The organism is Spirosoma gilvum (assembly GCF_054776815.1).
This window is the reverse complement of the sequence record NZ_BAAHBH010000005.1, coordinates 114,842-133,207: the sequence shown is the minus strand read 5'-3', so window position 1 is coordinate 133,207 and position 18,366 is coordinate 114,842. Positions and strand designations below refer to the sequence as shown.

16 protein-coding genes and 1 pseudogene are annotated in these 18,366 nt (G+C 48.1%); 13 read left to right on the top strand and 4 right to left on the bottom strand.

Annotation, left to right across the window (positions count from 1 at the left end):
* The first annotated feature begins 128 nt into the window (after positions 1 to 128).
* The 12 genes and pseudogenes from ACYVFD_RS14685 (at position 129) to ACYVFD_RS14630 (ending at position 14,189) form a co-directional block, all read left to right on the top strand.
* A complete protein-coding gene (locus ACYVFD_RS14685; RefSeq protein ID WP_461090931.1) occupies positions 129 to 1,493 on the top strand; it encodes a thioredoxin family protein in 1,365 nt (454 codons plus the stop codon).
* 108 nt (positions 1,494 to 1,601) lie between these two features.
* Positions 1,602 to 4,016, top strand: a pseudogene (locus ACYVFD_RS14680) (peptidase domain-containing ABC transporter).
* Between the two features lie 110 nt (positions 4,017 to 4,126).
* The gene (locus ACYVFD_RS14675; RefSeq protein WP_461090930.1) at positions 4,127 to 5,455 is read left to right on the top strand and encodes an HlyD family secretion protein; all 1,329 of its coding nucleotides are present in this window, start codon (positions 4,127 to 4,129) and stop codon (positions 5,453 to 5,455) included.
* Positions 5,456 to 5,541: 86 nt separating this feature from the next.
* A complete protein-coding gene (gene corA, locus ACYVFD_RS14670; RefSeq protein WP_461090929.1) occupies positions 5,542 to 6,492 on the top strand; it encodes a magnesium/cobalt transporter CorA in 951 nt (316 codons plus the stop codon).
* Positions 6,493 to 6,641: 149 nt separating this feature from the next.
* Positions 6,642 to 7,466, top strand: coding sequence for a mechanosensitive ion channel family protein (locus tag ACYVFD_RS14665; RefSeq protein WP_461090928.1), 825 nt, complete (start codon positions 6,642 to 6,644; stop codon positions 7,464 to 7,466).
* A 179-nt stretch (positions 7,467 to 7,645) separates the two neighbouring features.
* Positions 7,646 to 9,010 (top strand): DUF6600 domain-containing protein, encoded by a 1,365-nt coding sequence (locus tag ACYVFD_RS14660; protein WP_461090927.1) that lies wholly within the window; start codon positions 7,646 to 7,648, stop codon positions 9,008 to 9,010.
* Between the two features lie 184 nt (positions 9,011 to 9,194).
* Positions 9,195 to 9,944 (top strand): tRNA pseudouridine(38-40) synthase TruA, encoded by a 750-nt coding sequence (truA, locus tag ACYVFD_RS14655; protein ID WP_461090926.1) that lies wholly within the window; start codon positions 9,195 to 9,197, stop codon positions 9,942 to 9,944.
* A 161-nt stretch (positions 9,945 to 10,105) separates the two neighbouring features.
* Positions 10,106 to 10,987 carry a cell division protein FtsX gene (locus ACYVFD_RS14650; RefSeq protein WP_461090925.1) on the top strand — a complete coding sequence of 294 codons (882 nt, stop codon included), beginning with the start codon at positions 10,106 to 10,108 and terminating at the stop codon, positions 10,985 to 10,987.
* A 96-nt stretch (positions 10,988 to 11,083) separates the two neighbouring features.
* Positions 11,084 to 11,422 carry a DUF3098 domain-containing protein gene (locus ACYVFD_RS14645; protein ID WP_461090924.1) on the top strand — a complete coding sequence of 113 codons (339 nt, stop codon included), beginning with the start codon at positions 11,084 to 11,086 and terminating at the stop codon, positions 11,420 to 11,422.
* Between the two features lie 117 nt (positions 11,423 to 11,539).
* Entirely contained in the window at positions 11,540 to 12,385 is an 846-nt protein-coding gene (locus tag ACYVFD_RS14640; protein ID WP_461090922.1) for an undecaprenyl-diphosphate phosphatase, read from the top strand.
* 88 nt (positions 12,386 to 12,473) lie between these two features.
* The gene (truB, locus tag ACYVFD_RS14635; protein ID WP_461090921.1) at positions 12,474 to 13,202 is read left to right on the top strand and encodes a tRNA pseudouridine(55) synthase TruB; all 729 of its coding nucleotides are present in this window, start codon (positions 12,474 to 12,476) and stop codon (positions 13,200 to 13,202) included.
* Between the two features lie 60 nt (positions 13,203 to 13,262).
* Positions 13,263 to 14,189: a bifunctional riboflavin kinase/FAD synthetase gene (locus tag ACYVFD_RS14630; protein WP_461090919.1), complete on the top strand. Its 927-nt coding sequence runs from the start codon at positions 13,263 to 13,265 to the stop codon at positions 14,187 to 14,189.
* Positions 14,190 to 14,332: 143 nt separating this feature from the next.
* On the opposite strand, the gene ACYVFD_RS14625 is transcribed toward ACYVFD_RS14630, so the two are convergent.
* Positions 14,333 to 15,574 (bottom strand): BaiN/RdsA family NAD(P)/FAD-dependent oxidoreductase, encoded by a 1,242-nt coding sequence (locus tag ACYVFD_RS14625; protein ID WP_461090918.1) that lies wholly within the window; start codon positions 15,572 to 15,574, stop codon positions 14,333 to 14,335.
* Between the two features lie 148 nt (positions 15,575 to 15,722).
* Between ACYVFD_RS14625 and ACYVFD_RS14620 the strand changes: the two genes are divergently transcribed.
* A complete protein-coding gene (locus tag ACYVFD_RS14620) occupies positions 15,723 to 16,781 on the top strand; it encodes a DNA/RNA non-specific endonuclease (protein ID WP_461090917.1) in 1,059 nt (352 codons plus the stop codon).
* On the opposite strand, the gene ACYVFD_RS14615 is transcribed toward ACYVFD_RS14620, so the two are convergent.
* The 3 genes from ACYVFD_RS14615 to ACYVFD_RS14605 are packed head-to-tail and all read right to left on the bottom strand — an operon-like array spanning position 16,778 to position 18,325.
* Complete coding sequence (locus tag ACYVFD_RS14615) at positions 16,778 to 16,906, bottom strand: hypothetical protein (RefSeq protein ID WP_461090916.1); 129 nt, start codon at positions 16,904 to 16,906, stop codon at positions 16,778 to 16,780. The two genes, ACYVFD_RS14620 and ACYVFD_RS14615, sit on opposite strands and share 4 nt — an antisense overlap.
* Before the next feature lie 27 nt (positions 16,907 to 16,933).
* Entirely contained in the window at positions 16,934 to 17,059 is a 126-nt protein-coding gene (locus ACYVFD_RS14610; protein WP_461090915.1) for a hypothetical protein, read from the bottom strand.
* 3 nt (positions 17,060 to 17,062) lie between these two features.
* A complete protein-coding gene (locus tag ACYVFD_RS14605) occupies positions 17,063 to 18,325 on the bottom strand; it encodes an asparagine synthetase B (RefSeq protein ID WP_461090914.1) in 1,263 nt (420 codons plus the stop codon).
* Between the last annotated feature and the right edge of the window lie 41 nt (positions 18,326 to 18,366).

Here is an 18,366-nt window from a genome sequence, read left to right as displayed (position 1 = left end):
TTCTATTACATTTGTCTTATGTCAAATGCTAATTTTTTATTTTTATAAATAAGATAAAGTTTATAGATTAAGTAATAGCCATAGATGGCGCTTTAATGGTATTAACCAGTTTTTATTAATTATTTTTTATGAAAGATTGTGCTAAGTCTAGGGTTTTAACGACACTGTTATTCCTTTTTTCCAGCCTTTGTCTCGCGCAGAACCCTTTTAGAAATGAAGAATTTGTCGCTGCCGATGTTGCTGATTTAGACACTAATCGATTAACTCTATTATATTGTCATACTTCTTGGTGTGGGCCTTGCCGCCAAATGGAGAAAACAACATTTAGCGATAAAGAAGTAATATCATTTATTACTAAAAACTTTCGCGCCTATCAGGTAGATATGGATTCGCCTACCGGAAAGCTATTGGGTGAGAAATATTTCATTACTGGCTTTCCAACCATCGCATTGCTCAACGCTCACAGAGAGCTGGTCTATAAAACGGTCGGCTACACACCACCTGATTTGTTAATCCGTATTTTCCAGTTGGGAATTGCTGAAGCGAATAGCCCTACTAACCTAATTAAGTTAGAGGCCAAATACCGACAAAAGCCGAATGATCTATCGGCTCTAAAAGCGTTGATCACTAAGCGTCGTTATTTGGATTTAGATAATAGCGACCTGCTTGATACGCTACTGACGTATCTGCCAACCGATTCACTGGCGACGCCTACCACATTAAAACTACTTATGTTTTGTTTTACTGGAAGTGATCAAAGTACCATTCGGTCTAGAGGATTTAGCCTATTAAGAACCTATGAAGCTTTAGCTAAAGCGAATCAACAAACGAATGGCTTTCTCAATAGTTCAGAGTATAAACAAGCGCTGTTTAACCGAGTAAACCGAAGTCTTACTGTGGCCGAAGAGACGGGCAACTTGCCTCTCTTCGAAGAAGCAATTGATATGTATCTGGAATTTAACCCTCATCTAAGTGCTGTCTCGGGCTTAAAGCGGGAAAAATATTTGCATCAGATGAGTTTTTACAAACAATTAGGAATCACGGATGAATTAGTAAAAGCATCAGTAAGACTTTGTGAGGATAGTTTAATGCATCTTGATGAAGTAGCTATAAATCGATTGGTAGTTCAATCTGTCGCTAAAGGAGTAGTCCTGGATGAAGCATTGCCGTATGAACAAAAACTAGCACTGTGCCGACAGGCTATTATGGATAATATGGCGATGGACCTGAATGAAGGAGCCTGGGGTTTTTATGAACGAGTAACGGATAAGTCGCTACTTAATCAAGCCATTACGTGGTCCAGACAGTCGTTGGCATTAGCTGAAATGCCCAATTATTTAGATACCCTAGCCCATTTACTTTATAAGACAGGTCAATTTGACGAGGCTATAGCGTATGAGAATAAAGCCATAAAATTGGCCACGTCTAAACATCAGGATACTTCAGTTTATCAAAAGGCTCTGGAAAAGTTCAAGACACCAGGACTTAAATAAGGATGAATCAGAATTAATACAGGGGCTGTATAGGGAAGTTGCTGTGAGAAGAGAGAATACACTATTTCCAATTAATGCATAGAAATCATTTCATAATTAATCCACATTATGTCTCTCTTCCCTCACTATACCCAACTCGACCAAATGGATTGTGGCCCTACCTGTTTGCGCATGGTAGCCAAACAGTATGGACGGACGTTTACGACGCAATCGTTGCGGGAGAAGGCGCAGATTGGGAAAGAAGGGGTGTCGTTGCTGGGTATTTCGGAAGCGGCTGAAGCTATCGGTTTTCGGACAATGGGTGTTCGGGTTTCATTTGAGAAACTAGCCAGCGAAGCGCCATTGCCCTGTATTGTCCATTGGGATCAGAACCATTTTGTAGTCGTTTACGGCATGAAGGGTATCGGGCCAGGATGGCTAAGTCGTATTAAGGGGGGGCGAAAAGCTGTTTAAATCGACAGTCTTGGGGTAGACGTACAGGCCGGACCGTTCATCACCGATTTCCAGGTCAATGAGAGGCAAATCATCATTCCACCGTCCCCAACTCCTCTGCCTTCACCCCCAAGCCCTACGCTAAAAGGCACCGTTTACGTAGCCGATCCGGCTAAGGGCCTGGTTATGTATTCGGCGGAAGAGTTTTGCCAGCATTGGCTATCGAGCCAAACCAAAGGGAGTCAGGAAGGGGTAGTGCTGTTGCTGGAACCTACACCGGCGTTTTTTGAGCAGGACGATGAACCCCAAACGGCCTATAACTTCGGTCGAGTCTGGAGCTATTTGTGGCAGTACAAACGGCTACTGGTGCAACTGGCATTAGGGTTGGCCGTAGGGAGTGGGTTGCAGCTATTGTTTCCGTTTCTGACTCAGTCGGTAGTCGATGTGGGCGTCAATACGCAGAACTTGCCGTTTGTGTATCTGGTGTTGGGGGCACAACTGATGCTGATGGCCGGGCGGCTGTCGGTGGAGTTTATCCGAAGCTGGATTTTGTTGCATATCAGTACCCGCGTCAACCTCAGCATCCTGTCCGATTTTCTGATCAAGCTCATGAAACTGCCCGTGTCGTTTTTCGACAGCAAGCAGTTTGGCGATCTGATGCAGCGCATTGGCGATCATCACCGCATCGAAAGCTTTCTGACCGGCCAAACGCTGTCGGTGCTGTTTTCGATGGTCAATCTCATCATTTTTGGGATGGTGCTGGCCATGTATAACCTGGCCATCTTCACTATTTTCATGGTGTCGAGTCTGTTGTATGTGGGCTGGGTAATACTGTTTCTTCGGCAGCGTCGGAAGCTCGATTTTAAGCGGTTCGATGTGGCGGCTAAGAATCAAAGCAGTCTGGTGCAACTGATTCAGGGCATGCAGGAGATCAAGCTGGCGGGGGCTGAACGGCCGATGCGCTGGGCCTGGGAGCGATTACAGGCGCGGATGTTTCGGTTGCAAATGAAGGGGCTGGCCCTGAGTCAATACCAGCAGGCCGGAGCTTTCACGATCAACGAAGGCAAAAATATTTTCATTACGTTTCTGGCGGCACAGGCTGTCATCAGTGGGCAGTTGTCGCTGGGGGCTATGCTGGCCATGCAACAGATTGTGGGGCAACTCAATAGTCCCATTGAGCAACTGATTGGGTTTGTCCAGAGCTTGCAGGATGCCAAAATCAGTTTGGAGCGTCTGAACGAGATTCACACGCTCACCGACGAAGAACCCACCGACCAGCCCTTGTTACATACACTACCTCAATTCGGGAATTTACTGCTTAAAAATATAGCGTTTCAATATCCCGGAGCAGGTAATGAACCGGTTTTAATAGGCATCGACCTGTCTATTCTGAAAGGGAAAACAACGGCCATTGTCGGCATGAGTGGCAGTGGTAAAACCACCTTACTCAAACTGCTGCTACGCTTTTATGAGCCCACAAAAGGCGAAATCCGGCTGGGAGGGGACTCCCCTCTCCTGAGTTCAGGAGAGGGGGCGGGGCGGTCCGACGGGTCGGTGAGGTTAGCTAATCTTAGTCATGCCTTTTGGCGTAGCCAGTGTGGGGTGGCGATGCAGGACGGGTTTATTTTCTCCGATACCATTGCCCGCAATATTGCCGTTGGCGTTGACCGAATCGATGCACAGCGGTTGGCTCATGCGGTTCGAGTGGCCAACCTGAACGAGTTTATCGATTCGTTACCCTCTGGGCTTCATACCAAAATCGGCGCCGAAGGTAATGGGATTAGCCAAGGGCAACGGCAGCGAATCCTGATTGCCCGAGCGGTTTATAAACAGCCGAAGTATATCTTTTTCGATGAAGCTACCAATGCCCTGGATGCCAACAACGAAGCCATCATTATGCAACAACTTAATGAATTCTTTCATGGGCGCACGGTGGTGGTTGTCGCACACCGACTAAGTACTGTTAGTCATGCCGATCAGATTGTAGTGCTGGATAAAGGCCGGATTACGGAAGTGGGTACCCATGCCACCCTCGTTGCCAAACGGGGCGATTACTGGCAATTGGTGAAGAATCAGTTGGAGCTTGTCTGAACCGGGATTTATTTGATTTAACTGATTGCATTGACTATCAGAGTATTATCAATTTGTGATTATGCCACTACTCTATTAGAGAAAGATAACGCTTCTGTTAAAAAAATCAGATGAATCAGTTAAATCAAATAAATCCCGGTTCAGACACATTCACCGAACTTCGCTCTGAAGACGTACAGGAGCTTTTGACCCGACAGCCCAAATGGCTCCTGCGCTGGGGAATTACTATTGTGTTTTTAGTGGTGCTGGTTGTGTTTACAGGTGCCTGGATGGTGCATTACCCCGATTTGGTGAAGGCCTCGTTTCGGCTTACGTCGGTCAATGCGCCCAAAGCAGTGGTGAGTCGTAGCGAAGGCAAGCTCATTAAATTACTGGTCAACGAGGGCCAGCTAATTAAGGCAGGTGCTCCGCTGGCTTATTTAGAGAGTACTGCTCATCATGAAGATGTGTTGAGGCTGTCGGAGGAGTTGGCTAAAGCCTGGGTGGTCGCCAGTTGGGGAGCGTCCAGGCCGGGGAATCTGGAAGGGCTTGAGCGATTAAACTTATCAAATTATCCGAAACTTGGGGAGTTGCAAAACGCCTATCAGACCTTCGAGCAGGCGCATATTCAGGTTAGGGCGTATCTGGCAAATGGCTTTTATAGCCAGAAGAAAGCCTTATTACGTCAGGAAATCAGAGATTTGCAGGCATTAGCGCAGAACCTGCAGGAGCAGCATCAGATTCAGGAGCGTGATTTGGCATTGGCCCAGGAGGAGTATGCTATACAGCAACGATTGGCCCGCGAAAACGTGATTGCCCCTCTGGACCTGAAACGGGAAGAAAGCAAAGTGATTACCCGCAAATTGCCTTATCAGCAAACCAGTTCGGCTTTGATTAACAATCTGACGGCGCAACGAGCCAAGCAAAAGGAATTGTTGGAGCTGGATAAACAGGTTACTGAGGAACGCGATAAGTTTTTGCAGGCGTTAAATACGTTGCAAAGCGCGGTAGATGCCTGGAAACAGAAATACCTGCTTGTAGCTCCTGTAACAGGCCGAGTCTTTTTAGTAGGCATGTTGCAGGAGGCTCAAACCGTCGCTATAAATCAGGAACTGTTTTATGTGGCTCCACCGGGTACAAATTATTTTGGTGAATTACGTGTCCCGCAATACAATGCCGGTAAAGTCAGGCCAGGGCAGGAAGTTCTAATCAAGTTTGCAGGATACCCGTATCAGGAATATGGCGCTGTACGTGGCCGGATTGCTACGATTGCCGACATACCATTGAAAGACAGTGTGTTTCTGGCGAAGGTTAGTTTGCCCAATGGTCTCCGTACTACCTATGGAAAAACGTTAGCGTACAAAACGGGTATGTCGGCTTCGGTCGATATTCTGACGGATGATAGTCGGTTGCTGGAAAAACTGTTTTACCAACTACGAAAAGTCGCCAATGGGCGATAGTCTGGCAAGAATAGATAGCGAGCTGTATAGCAGTCCGGGCATTTTCTGCCAACTTTGCGGTTGGATAATCAGTCCAGGCAACGCTTATGATTCGTATCTTTCAGCAGGACGAAACCGCCGTCCGCAAAATTCGGGATATTGATTCCTTCTCCGACACCGAACGAACCCTGTGGGTCGATCTGCAAAACCCAACGCCGGCCGAAATCAAGAGTGTCGAAGAAAAATTCGATGTTGATTTTTTGAGTCAGCAGGAGCAGTTGGAAATCGAAAGTAGTTCGCGGTATATCGAAGAGGATGACTTTCTGATCGCCAACTCCAACTTTCTGATTCCCGATAAAGAACAGCGATACGCCAATGTCCCGGTGAGTTTTCTGTTGAAAGACGACACCTTGTTCACGTACCGGAATGCCGATCTCAAATCCTTTGCCGATACGGTCAAGCGGATCAAGTCGCGCCGGGCAGTATTCAGCGATGGGGCTCAGATTATGATTTCTATTTTTGAGTCGCGGATCGATTACGATGCGGATTTGATCGAGCTGGTTTCGAACGAGATTAAAGCCATCAATCGCATGCTCGATCTGGATGCCAATCTGGACCGCGAAATGCTGCTGAATATCAACGATTACCAGGAGCTGACGATGCTGATCCGGGAGAATGTGGTGGATAAACAGCGGGTTATTTCATCCATGATTCGGTCGGATGGGTGGTTTAATGAGCTGGAGCAACAGCGGTTACGAACGCTTATCAAAGACATTAACTCACTGATCGAGCATACGAATTTCATTTTCGAACGTCTTGAATTCCTGCAAAATACCTACCTCGGTCTGATCGACCTGGAACAGAACCGGGTCGTCAAAATCTTTACCGTTGTCTCGCTGGTCTTTTTACCGCCTACCTTACTGGCCAGCGTTTGGGGAATGAACTTCGATGAAATGCCAGAGGTGCACTGGAAATACGGCTATGTATTTGCGTTGGCTATGATGGTGCTGTCGTCGGCACTGACCGTCTGGATATTCCGGCGTAAAAACTGGTTGTGAACCCGGACGTTTGGTCGGAACTAGGTGCCTGACATCCGTTTTGTGCTCATGCGATTTATTCCATGATGAACAGGTCAAAAGGTAACTTACCGGTAAGTTACCTTTTGACCTGTCTGGCGTCTGATTGCCAAACAAATCCCCCTTCACGTATGGAACAGACGCAAACCCGACTCGAACTTTTTTACGCACAGTTAGTAACCTTTGTTACGGTTTATGGCGGCCGTGTCTTGCTGGCCATTGTCACGTTAATTATTGGTCTCTGGGTTATTGGCTGGATCAATCGATTTCTGGCGGCTGCCATGACCAAACGGCACGTCGACCGCGATGTTCAACCTTTTTTGTTATCACTGATCAACGGATTGCTGCGAGTCCTGCTATTGCTCAGCATCGCCAGTACGTTAGGTGTACAAACCACCTCGTTCGTTGCCATTATTGGAGCGGCCGGACTGGCTGTCGGTCTGGCACTACAAGGTAGTTTAGCCAATTTTGCCGGTGGTGTGCTGATCCTGATTTTTAAGCCGTTCCGCGTAGGCGATCTGATTACGGCGCAGGGATTTACGGGCCATGTTGAAGCTATCCGGATTTTCGATACGACCCTATCAACACTTGACAATAAAACGATTATTCTGCCCAACGGAGCCTTGTCGACTTCGGCTATTACCAATATCAGCACAAAAGGCATTATCCGGGTTGATCAGGTGTATACAGTTGGCAGTCAGAATGATCTGGACGCTACCAAATCATCGATCCAGAAAGTCGTGGATGCCTGCCCGTATGCACTGAAAGACCGGGAGCACGATGTGCTGATCGCGAAACTGGGGGCCAACTCGCGTGATTACGATGTGCGGGTATGGACTAAGAGCGATACCTACTGGGAAACCCATTATTATATGCTCGAACACATTGCCCGGCAGTTCGGTAAAGATGGTATCGAAGCACCCAAACCGAAGATGTTTATTACTAACGAAGAGTAGTTTATTGTTTTAAGTTTCAGGTTTACTGTTTCAAGTTGGCAGACGCAAGAAGAGTTGTTGCGTCTGCCAACTTGAAACAGTAAACCTGAAACTTTTTGTCGGTTCGTTAAACGTTTTGGCGGCAAATGAGTCTAACTCATGATGAGTGTAAAAACTCAGCACCTTACTAACGAATCGCCATGAATATGCTAAACACAATAAAACGGCTCGCGCTGATGGTCCTACTGGCAGTTGGTCCGTCGTTGGCGCAGGAAGTCGCTGCTCAACCGGGTGTTACGGTGCCTGTTGAGTCGTTTTATAACGAGCTGGCTCCCTACGGACAGTGGATGCAATACCCCGGTTATGGCAATGTTTGGCTCCCCAACGCTGGTCCTGATTTTCAGCCCTATGCCAGTGCCGGCCATTGGGTCATGACTGAATACGGAAATACCTGGGTGTCGGATTATGCCTGGGGATGGGGACCCTTCCACTATGGCCGTTGGATTTACGACCCTGCCTATGGCGGCTGGATTTGGGTGCCGGGTAGCGACTGGGCACCTGCCTGGGTATCCTGGCGATCGGGTGGTGGTTATTATGGCTGGGCTCCACTGGCACCCGGTTGGGATATTAATGTCAACATCAATATTCCTTCTTTCTACTGGAATTTCGTACCCCAGATTTACATCACCAGCCCAAATCTGTACGGCTACTGTGTGCCCCGTCCACGAGTGGTCAATGTGTATCAGCAAACCACAATTATCAATAACTATTACCGTGGTGGTGGTCGGGCCTACGCCTATGGCCCACCGAGAGCCGACATTGAGCGCGTAACTCGCCAAAACGTTCCCGTGTATCGGGTTGAACATATGGATCGGCCGGGTCGTTCGGTTGTGGGCAATGGTTCAGTCGGTTTTTATCGGCCAGGTTCAGCTGTTGCGCATAATTCAGGACGGGATTATAATGGCCAGTTCAACAATACTCCTCGTCGCGACTATGATGGCAATAACGCGACCTATAACCGAGGTGGGCGTTATAATGGAGATTTTAACAACAACCGTCCAAATTATGATGGTGGTGCCAATGCCCCCAATCGGGATAATTCCAACCGTGATTACAATGGCGGAATGAACCGTGGCAATGGTTTGCCGGCAGAGCGTAACGGAGGTTTTAATAACGGTGGATTCAACAATGCACCAACGCCCAACGCAGGCAATAGCAATGCCCCAATGCCCGTACCGGCTCCAAGTCGGGGGAGTTATTCGCCCGGTAACTCACCACAAAATGACAATGGGTTCCCGAATGGTGGTAGAATGGGAGGAAACGAGCAACGGAGCTTTCCGCAAGGAGGTTTCCAGCAACAACCGAATCGTTCGTTCGATCGAGTTGAGCATCAACCCCAAATGAACAGCCAGCCTATGCAGGGCGGTCAGAACGGCGGTGGTTTTCAGCGGATGCAGGAAAGTCGGTCGCAGTCGCTTCCACAGCATGGACAAGGTCAGCCACAAGTGCAACCACAACAGGGTGGTGGCGGTTTTGGAGAGCGCCATCAGCGCGGCCCACGATAATTAAGTGAGTAAATTAGTGTCGAAAGCGCCACATAACCGACTTGGGTATGTGGCGTTGTTTGTATAGTGTAGTCAAGGATGGTCAGGAATGGTCAAACTAGTAAGTAACATTCGTTTGTTAAACTTGCCCACCTTTAACTACATTTGACGATCACCTGACCATCCTTGACTATTTTTGCCCCGTATGCGCTATTTTATTGAATTGTCGTATCGGGGAACGGCCTATTGCGGATGGCAGTCTCAGAAGGTGGGCGTTAGTATTCAGGATACACTTGAGGCTGTACTTTCTCAACGATTGGGCAAACGGGTTTATATCGTCGGAAGTGGGCGTACCGATGCCGGGGTCCACGCCCGACAGCAATTTGCGCATGTTGATATCGATGAGCCACTACAACTATCAGAAAGCTTTATCTACTCGCTGAACTGCCTCCTGCCGGAAGATATTGCGATTCATACGATCTTTCCGGTTCGGACGACGGATCATGCGCGTTTTTCAGCTAGTTTCAGGTACTATCAATATCATATCACCCGACAGAAGAACGTTTTTGACTATGGGTTGACGTATCATTTTCGGCCGTTGCTTAATGAAGAGCTTATGAATGAGGCCTGCCAACGCATGCTGAATTACACGAACTTTCAAAGTTTCAGTAAGGCGCGGGCAAATGTCAATCATTTTCATTGCCGACTTGATTTTGCCTACTGGGAGCGCATAAACGACGATCGGCTGACGTTTCATATTCGGGCCGATCGGTTCCTGTGGGGAATGGTTCGTACAATCGTCGGCACGATGCTTGAAATTGGACAGGAACGGATGAATCTCGACCAATTCGAACAGATTATACAGGCGAAGGACCGGAACGTAGCGGGTCGGGCTGTACCGGCCAATGGGCTTTATTTAGTTGAAGTGGGCTACCCGGACGAAGTGGCTGGTTAATTGGTTGATTAGTTAATCGGTTCAGGACGCCACTCGACCCATGAACTAGCCAACTACTCAACCAATTAACCAGCCAACCCATCGTCTTCACTTAAATTTTCTTAAATTCGACCGCTTAGCAGTTGAATCCATTATTTTTGTCACATAACACGAACCCCTGAATGGCTCGTACAAAAAAGAAAGTTGGTGCGTATCCCAGCGGTATGATTTTGTTTAGTCTGACGCTGGCTTTGTTTTTAATTGGTTTTTGTGGGCTATTGGCGATTCAGTCGAAAAAACTGGTTACCTATATCCGTGAGAATTACGAAATCCGGGCGTTTCTGGATAAAGACCTGAATGAAAAGCAAATAGAAAAATTGCTTCAGACCATTGCAGGACGTCCCTATGTTCTAAGAACAGACGGAAAACCGCAGGTTGTTCTGGTCACGAAAGACGAAGCGGCCAAAGCGTTTATTGCCGAAACCAAAGAGGACTTTTCGAAGTTTTTAGGAGAGAACCCACTGCACGATAGCTATCGGATTAAACTCAACGAGGGTTATTTCGAAGAGGCCAAATTACAGGAGGTAAAACAGGATTTAGAACAAATTGATGGCGTATTTGAGGTTGTCTATCAGGAAAACCTCGTTGACAACATCAATCGGAATATTACAAAAATTTACGCCGTTATGTCGGCTTTTGCGATTATTCTGCTGGTCATCATTGTGGTGCTGATGAATAATACAATTCGACTGGCGCTTCATTCGCAGCGCATGCTCATTCGGAGTATGCAACTGGTAGGTGCCACGAACGGATTCATTACCCGGCCATTTTTGGGTCGGGGCATGTGGCAGGGGTTTCTGGCTGGATTAATAGCCGTTGCCTTGCTGTTAGGGAGCTTGCAGATTGCCATACACAACCTGCCCGAAATAGGAATGTTTCAGGATACGGAAAAGACGATTTTTCTGATGGCAGGGGTGGTTGGATTAGGCGTGTTGATCGGCTTTCTGAGTACGTTTCAGGCCGTTAATCGGTACCTGGGCCTGACACTGGACGAACTATATTAAAGTTAATGAATAATGAACAATGGATAATGCATATGGAGTAACATGAAGATTTAGCTATTCTTCATTTTTCATTATTCATTCTAACCAGACAAAACGATGGCAAAAGATAAACAGACTGGATCGGCAACTCTATCGCGTGAAGAACCGACCAAAAAAACGACAGCAACGCCGACAGCGGCTCCGAAAAGTACAGTTAGTCGGTCCGTGAACAGTGAAACACTACGTTCTGCCTCGGCAGCGGCTCTTCCGTTTGGGCGTCAGAATTATGTGTTTATGCTGATCGGTATAGGCGTTATTCTGGCCGGATTCTTTATCATGAGCCTCGACAAAGAGGAGTTCGGCTTCGGCTTTTTGGGCCTGACACTCGGCCCGATCGTGGTGATGGGTGGTTTTGTGCTCGAATTCTTCGCCATTCTGTCCCGTCCGAAGGCGTAACAGAAAGTTATAAAGTTGAAGTGCTATAAAGTTATAGTGTTGTAAAGTAGTTTTGCCGGTATGATTTTCTGACGGTAACTCGACAACTTTACAACGCTATAACTTTATAACTTTTTAATGGAGCTGATTCACGCAATTGTACTCGCGATTATTGAGGGATTGACTGAGTTTCTGCCGGTTTCCTCAACCGGGCACATGATTATATACTCGTCGCTTGCCGGTATCGCCAGTGATGAATTTACCAAACTCTACACGGTCGATATTCAGTTCGGTTGTATTCTGTCGGTTCTGGTGTTGTACCACCGCCGATTTTTGACTGATCCTCGTACTGGTGATTTTGAAATACCGAGTTACCTCAAATCATTTCCTCGCCGTTGGCAGCCTCTGCTGGATTTTTACAGTAAAATCCTGATCGCCTTTCTTCCTGCCGCTGTCATTGGCTTTTTGCTGAACGACTTTATCGATTCATTGCTCGAAAACGTGACCGTCGTTGCTATTATGTTGCTGGTCGGTGGTATCATACTGCTGTTTATTGATCGGATTGTGAACCGGGAGCCAAAAGATGGAGACGTCACCGTTCCCGATGCCCTCCGAATCGGATTCTTTCAGTGTATTGCTATGATTCCGGGTGTATCGCGGTCGGCGGCAACTATCATCGGGGGTATGTTTCAGGGATTAACGCGGGCGCAGGCCGCTGAATTCTCATTTTTCCTGGCCGTCCCGACGATGGCTGCGGCTTCGGGCTATAAACTGCTGAAAACCTATAAAATGCTTCAACCGGACGATTTTCAGACGTTACTGATCGGCAACGCCATTGCCTTCGTGGTCGGTATGCTGGCCATTCGGGGCTTTGTCAGTTTCCTGACTCGGTATGGTTTCAAAGTCTTTGGCTATTACCGGATTGTGCTTGGACTGGTATTATTAGGTTTACTGGCGGCTGGTGTAAAGCTGGATGTTCTTTAATTGTTAATCCACAGAGATACACGAAGAAAGCACAAAGACACACAAAGACTTTACTCTGTGTATCTTTGTGCTTTCTTCGTGTATCTCTGTGTTACAACCAACTGAATCCAGTCCTGCATCTGATCCCGGCCAGGTTATTCTGATTGATAAACCGCTTACATGGACGTCATTCGATGTGGCCAACAAATTAAAATATGCCTGTAAGTTCAAAAAAATAGGCCATGCCGGTACGCTTGATCCACTGGCAACCGGACTACTGATTCTTTGTACTGGCAAAATGACCAAACAGATTGACCAGTATCAGGCCCAGGAAAAAGAATATACTGGTACGCTGGTGCTGGGTAAAACCACTCCTTCAGTCGATCTGGAAACGGCGTTCGATGCCGAATTCGATACAACTGGAATCACCGCCGACCAGATTCAGGAAGCAGCCCGGCAGTTGACAGGTGATATTTTGCAGGTTCCTCCCATCTACTCTGCCGTTCGGGTCAATGGGGAGAGACTGTATGAAAAAGCGCGTCGGGGTGAAACGGCCGACCGGGTAGAAGGCGGTATTAAAGCCCGTCAGGTGACAGTTTCGGTGTTTGAAACGGATGCCAGCCGCTTCCCCGAAGTAGATTTTCGCATCGTGTGTTCGAAAGGCACCTATATTCGCAGTCTCGTTCGCGATTTAGGTCTGTTACTCAGCAATGGAGCGTATATGAGCAGCCTGCGTCGGACACGCATCGGTGCCTTTCGCATTGAGGACGCTCATACCCTCGACGAGTTTATAAAGATATGTCGTGACCGGGCCGCCGGAACGGTCGCTAGCCAATAGCCGTTAGTTCAATGCACGATTGGTAACTATCGACCGACGACTGACGATTATCGATTGAAAATGATTATTTATAGAGGTCTTAACGACATACAACCTTTAGTCAATGCTGTTGTCACCAGCGGTACGTTTGACGGGGTTCATTTAGGCCATCAGACGATTCTGGCCCGGCTAACTGAAGTAGCCCAAACGAGTGGGGGAGAGTCTGTACTGATTACCTACTGGCCGCATCCGCGAACGGTTGTTTCCAACGACAGTCAGAATCTTCGCTTACTGACCACCCTCGACGAAAAAATTGACCTCATCGATCAGGCAGGTGTCGACCATCTGGTGATTATTCCGTTTACCCGGTCGTTTTCCGAACTGACATCTGAAGAATACATTCGCCAGATACTGATCGATAAAATTGGGACGAAGAAGCTCGTGATTGGGTACGATCATCGGTTTGGTCGCGATCGCGAAGGGGGCTTTGAATACATCCGGGCGCATCAGAGCGAGTACGGCTTTGAAGTCGAAGAAATTCCTCGTCAGGATGTCGATGCCGTAGGGGTTAGTTCCTCAAAGATTCGGGCCGCTCTGAACGAAGGCAATGTTCGTACGGCCCAACGACTGCTGGGGCGCGCGTATAACCTGACGGGGACAATCGTGAAAGGTCGTCAGTTAGGTCGCACGATTGGCTTTCCTACGGCAAACATGCAGGTGGATGATCCAACCAAACTAGTTCCTGCTAATGGGGTGTATGCTGTTGATGTGGAATACGGTGGACAAACCCTCGGGGGCATGCTCAACATCGGCTTTCGCCCCACGGTAGCGGGTACCCATCAAACCATCGAAACCTACATTTTCGATTTCGACAAGGACATTTACGGGGAACACATGACCCTGAAATTTCGAGAGTTTCTGCGCCCTGAGCAAAAATTCGACGGCCTACCCGCCTTAGTTGCCCAGTTGAAACAGGACGAAGAGGCCGCACGAGCGGTACTTGGTTAGAAATAGTCAGGAGTGGTCAAGGGTTGTCAGAAATAGTCAGGAGTGGTCAAGTGTGGTCAGGTGTTGTTTTGGCTACTTTTGGGCTATTTCTGACTATTCTTGACCACTCCTGACAATATCTGACAACCCTTGACCATTCTTGACTATTCCTGACCAATATATTTCCCCACTACATACCCCGTTGTCCAGGCATTCTGAAAGTTGAAACCGCCAGTAATGCCGTCAACATCCAGGACTTCACCGGCGAAAAATAAACCGGGTTGCGCTCTGCTTTCAAGTGTTTGTGGGTTCAGGCTATCGATCGAAATGCCTCCACAGGTAACGAACTCATCTTTGAACGTAGTTTTGCCAACTACCTGAAACTGGCTGTTGGTGAGTCGTTCGACCAATCGGTTGAAAGATTTGGCTGGTAAGTCGGCCCAGCGCTGGATATCCGTAATGCCTGACTCCGTCACAAAAATGTCCCATAACCGATTCGGTAAACCAAATGGATTTTGTGACGATACCTGCTTTTTACCATTTTGCTGACGGAAATCCTGAAGGGAATTGCGTAACTGGTTCTCGTTGAGGGTAGGTACCCAGTTGATACGAAGCGTAAATCGATACTCCATAGCGGCTAGTTCGCGAGCGGCCCAGGCCGATAAACGAAGAATGGCCGGACCGCTAAATCCCCAGTGTGTTAGGAGTAAGGGGCCACGTTGTTCCTGTTTCGTGCCCTGTATAGAGACGGCTGCGTCACTAACCGATACCCCCGCTAACGGCAATAGGTAGCTTCCGGGTACGTTAAACGTGAACAGCGAAGGTACGGGCGAAATCAATGGGTCAGTTTGATCAGGAAACCAGTCGTAAGAAGCTGGTTGCGGATACCCACCGGTCGCAATAAGTACCCGATCAGCCTGTATCACTTCATCGTTCAGGAGGGTTATGGTCCAGAATGGTTTACCGTCACCCGCTATCGTATGCGTAAGCGTCGAGACACCGCAACTCGTTAGAACCTGAACACCCAGTCGTCGGGCAGTGGTCAACAGGCAGGTTACAATAGTTTCGGAGGTATTGGTCGACGGAAACATGCGGCCGTCAGCTTCCGTGTTTAAAGTAACACCATGTTCCTCGAACCAGCGTACGGTGGCTGTCGCATCGAACTGATTCAGGAGTGATCGTAAGGGCTTTTCTCCACGGGGATAATATTTGACCAGTTTTTTATTGTCGAAGCAGGCATGGGTAACATTGCAGCGACCACCTCCCGATATACGGACTTTGTTTAGCACCGTTCGGCTCTTCTCTAAAATCGTGACGGTGGCATTGGGAAAAGCTTCGGCGGCTGTGATAGCCCCGAAAAAACCGGCTGCTCCACCGCCAATAACAACAATATGCAGGGATGACATAGCGGGTTAACAGTCGTTTGACGTTTCATGTTCCAGGTTCACTGGTTCAGGTTGCGGTTCTCCGTCGGGGATGCCGCGGGTTCGTCATTAAATCAGTCCTGGCAGGAACCGCAACATGAAACATCAAACAAAAACTTAACTTTGGCTTATGCTTTTCAAACCTCGATTTTTACCAAAAAACTACACTCGCCGGGGCTTCCGATTGCGCGGAAATACACTTGTAACGCTGTTTATCTTTTTCCTGATCGGCCTGTTTCTGCATTACGGTGGGAAAACGAAACCGGTGGTTGCCTTCTGGAACGACGTTCGGGAGATTATTGGTCTAGGCCATTCCCGGTCTGAGCGGAAAGCCGATAATCCATATAAGGCCCCTGAGCCTACCGAATCACCGGATGTGGCTACCGATAGACGAGGTCGATCGCGCTCTACTGACAGTGAAGCGAGTGATAATAACGGCAATGCACCTTCAGAAGCTTCATCGGGTAATCAACGGTTCGACTTTGAAAAAGTGGCTGATTTTCTGTTGCCTGCATCCAAATGGAATGGCGAATTGATCCGCCATGAAGGCTATACGCTGAGCTACCGCGATCAGTATAAAGATGCGGAGTGGGTGGCTTATCCGTTGCTCTCCTATGAGACCCGAGGGGATGCCGACCGCAAAAACGAACAGTTCAAGCCGGACCCTACCGTTGAAAACGGAACGGCGTTACCATCCGACTACACACGTTCGGGTTATGATCGGGGACACTTGGCTCCGGCTGGCGACTTTAAGTTTTCGCAGCGGATCATGCGCGAAACATTTTACATGAGCAACATTACCCCGCAGGCACCGGATTTCAACCGGGGTATCTGGAGCGATCTTGAAAATCTGGTACGCACCTGGGCGCGTCGGGATAATGGCTTGTATGTTATTACGGGTCCCGTGTTGAAGCCTGGCCTGCCAACTATCGGAAAAACGACGGAGGTGAGTGTTCCGGAAAAGTTTTACAAGGTAATTCTGTACTGCAACAAGCCCGAGATTCGAATGATCGGCTTCCTGCTCAACAATGAAGGCTCCTCGGATTCATTGAAAGAGTTTGTCGTACCCGTTGACCTGATCGAACAACTGACGGGCCTTGATTTCTTTCCCAAAATCCCCGACGATCTGGAACGAAAGCTCGAAAGCAAAAGCAAAGAAGAGATGGTGGATGAGTGGTTTAGTAATTAACCGTTTGAAACGGATTCAATGTCAGTCCAGGGAATGGTTCGCCAGGAAAACAGCGGGACTTCTTTGTAGTGGACACCCTGTTCATCGATACGAGTATCCAGCCGCCAGGTATAGATCAGAAGCATGACGAGTAGAGCCACAACAGGCCCGAATCAGGCAAAAGGTTCTTTACCAGCATCCGTCGTTACCAGCGGTACAGTGGTTACCAATAGTACACCAACCAATAACGTCCAAAGCCACCACTGCTGAAAGCGCTGAGACTCCGTGAACGTATTCATGGCCTACGTTTTCTGTTTCTTCTTCTTGGCTGCTGGAAACAGGATATTGTTCAGGATCAGACGATAACCGGCTGAGTTGGGGTGCAGGTTGAGGTCGGTCGGCTCCTCACCGATTTCATGCCGATAATCTTCCGGATCGTGACCACCGTAGAAGGTGAAGAATCCACGGCCATACGGCGAATGGATATACCGCGCTTCGCCCACCGAGCGATTTTCGGCCATGATTACGACTTCTGGTTTGATATAAGCCTTTTTAAAGGCAGTCGTTTGGCCCATAAATCCTTTGATGACGTTCTGGTGATTTTGCGTCAGCATAGTTGGGATAGGGTCGTACTTGGCCGAGAACTGGAATAGTGTGAAGTAATCGTTATGCTCGCTCAGACCACGTTCTTCGGGCTGATTGTCGATGTTGGAGAACTCGATCAGGTAGGGGTTGGTGTACACCTGAAAGTTTCGGAAGGCAAACGTTTGACCATAATCCAGCTTGCTGTTCGCATTTGGGTCGGCCGGGTCACCATCGTAGAACGAATCGACAATATCGGTGTTATGAGCCGCCAGAGCAATGTCGTAGGTGTCGGTGGCGTTGCACATGGCAAACAGATAGCCGCCACCAAGGACAAATTCACGGATTTTCTGGGATACGGCCAGTTTGAGCTGGGGCACTTTCGTGAAGCCAAATTTTCGGGCGATGGTTTCCGCTTCACGCTTTTGCGCGATGTACCAGGGCTGGTCCTTAAAGTGGAAAAATTTGCCATACTGTCCCGTAAAATCCTCATGGTGAAGGTGTAGCCAGTCGTATTCAGGTAGCTTGGCGTTCATTACTTCCTCGTCGAAAATCACATCGTACGGAATCTCGGCATAGGTCATCACCATCGTTACCGCATCATCCCAGGGCTGCTTGGTCTTGGGCGAATAGACGGCTACTTTGGGTGGTTTTTGAAGCTTGACAGCATCCATATTAGCATCGGCAGCCGCAATTTCAGACAATATCTGGGCCGATTGAGCGTCGGAAATGACTTCGTAGCTAACTCCCCGAATCACCATTTCGTTGATGAAAGCCTGTGATTGCGGCATCATAAACGAGCCACCCCGGTAGTTGAGCAGCCAGTCGATTTCGGTGTCGTGTGTTTTCAGAACCCAATAGGCAATGCCGTAGGCTTTGAGGTGATTCTTTTGGGCATCGTCCATCGGAATCAGGATTTTAGAGGCCCAGACATGACTCGTCAGACCCAGAATTAGGATAAGCGGTAACAGCAGCCGTTTCATTGGTTTCCCAGTTAAAAATGCTCTTGGTAGTTTTGCTATAA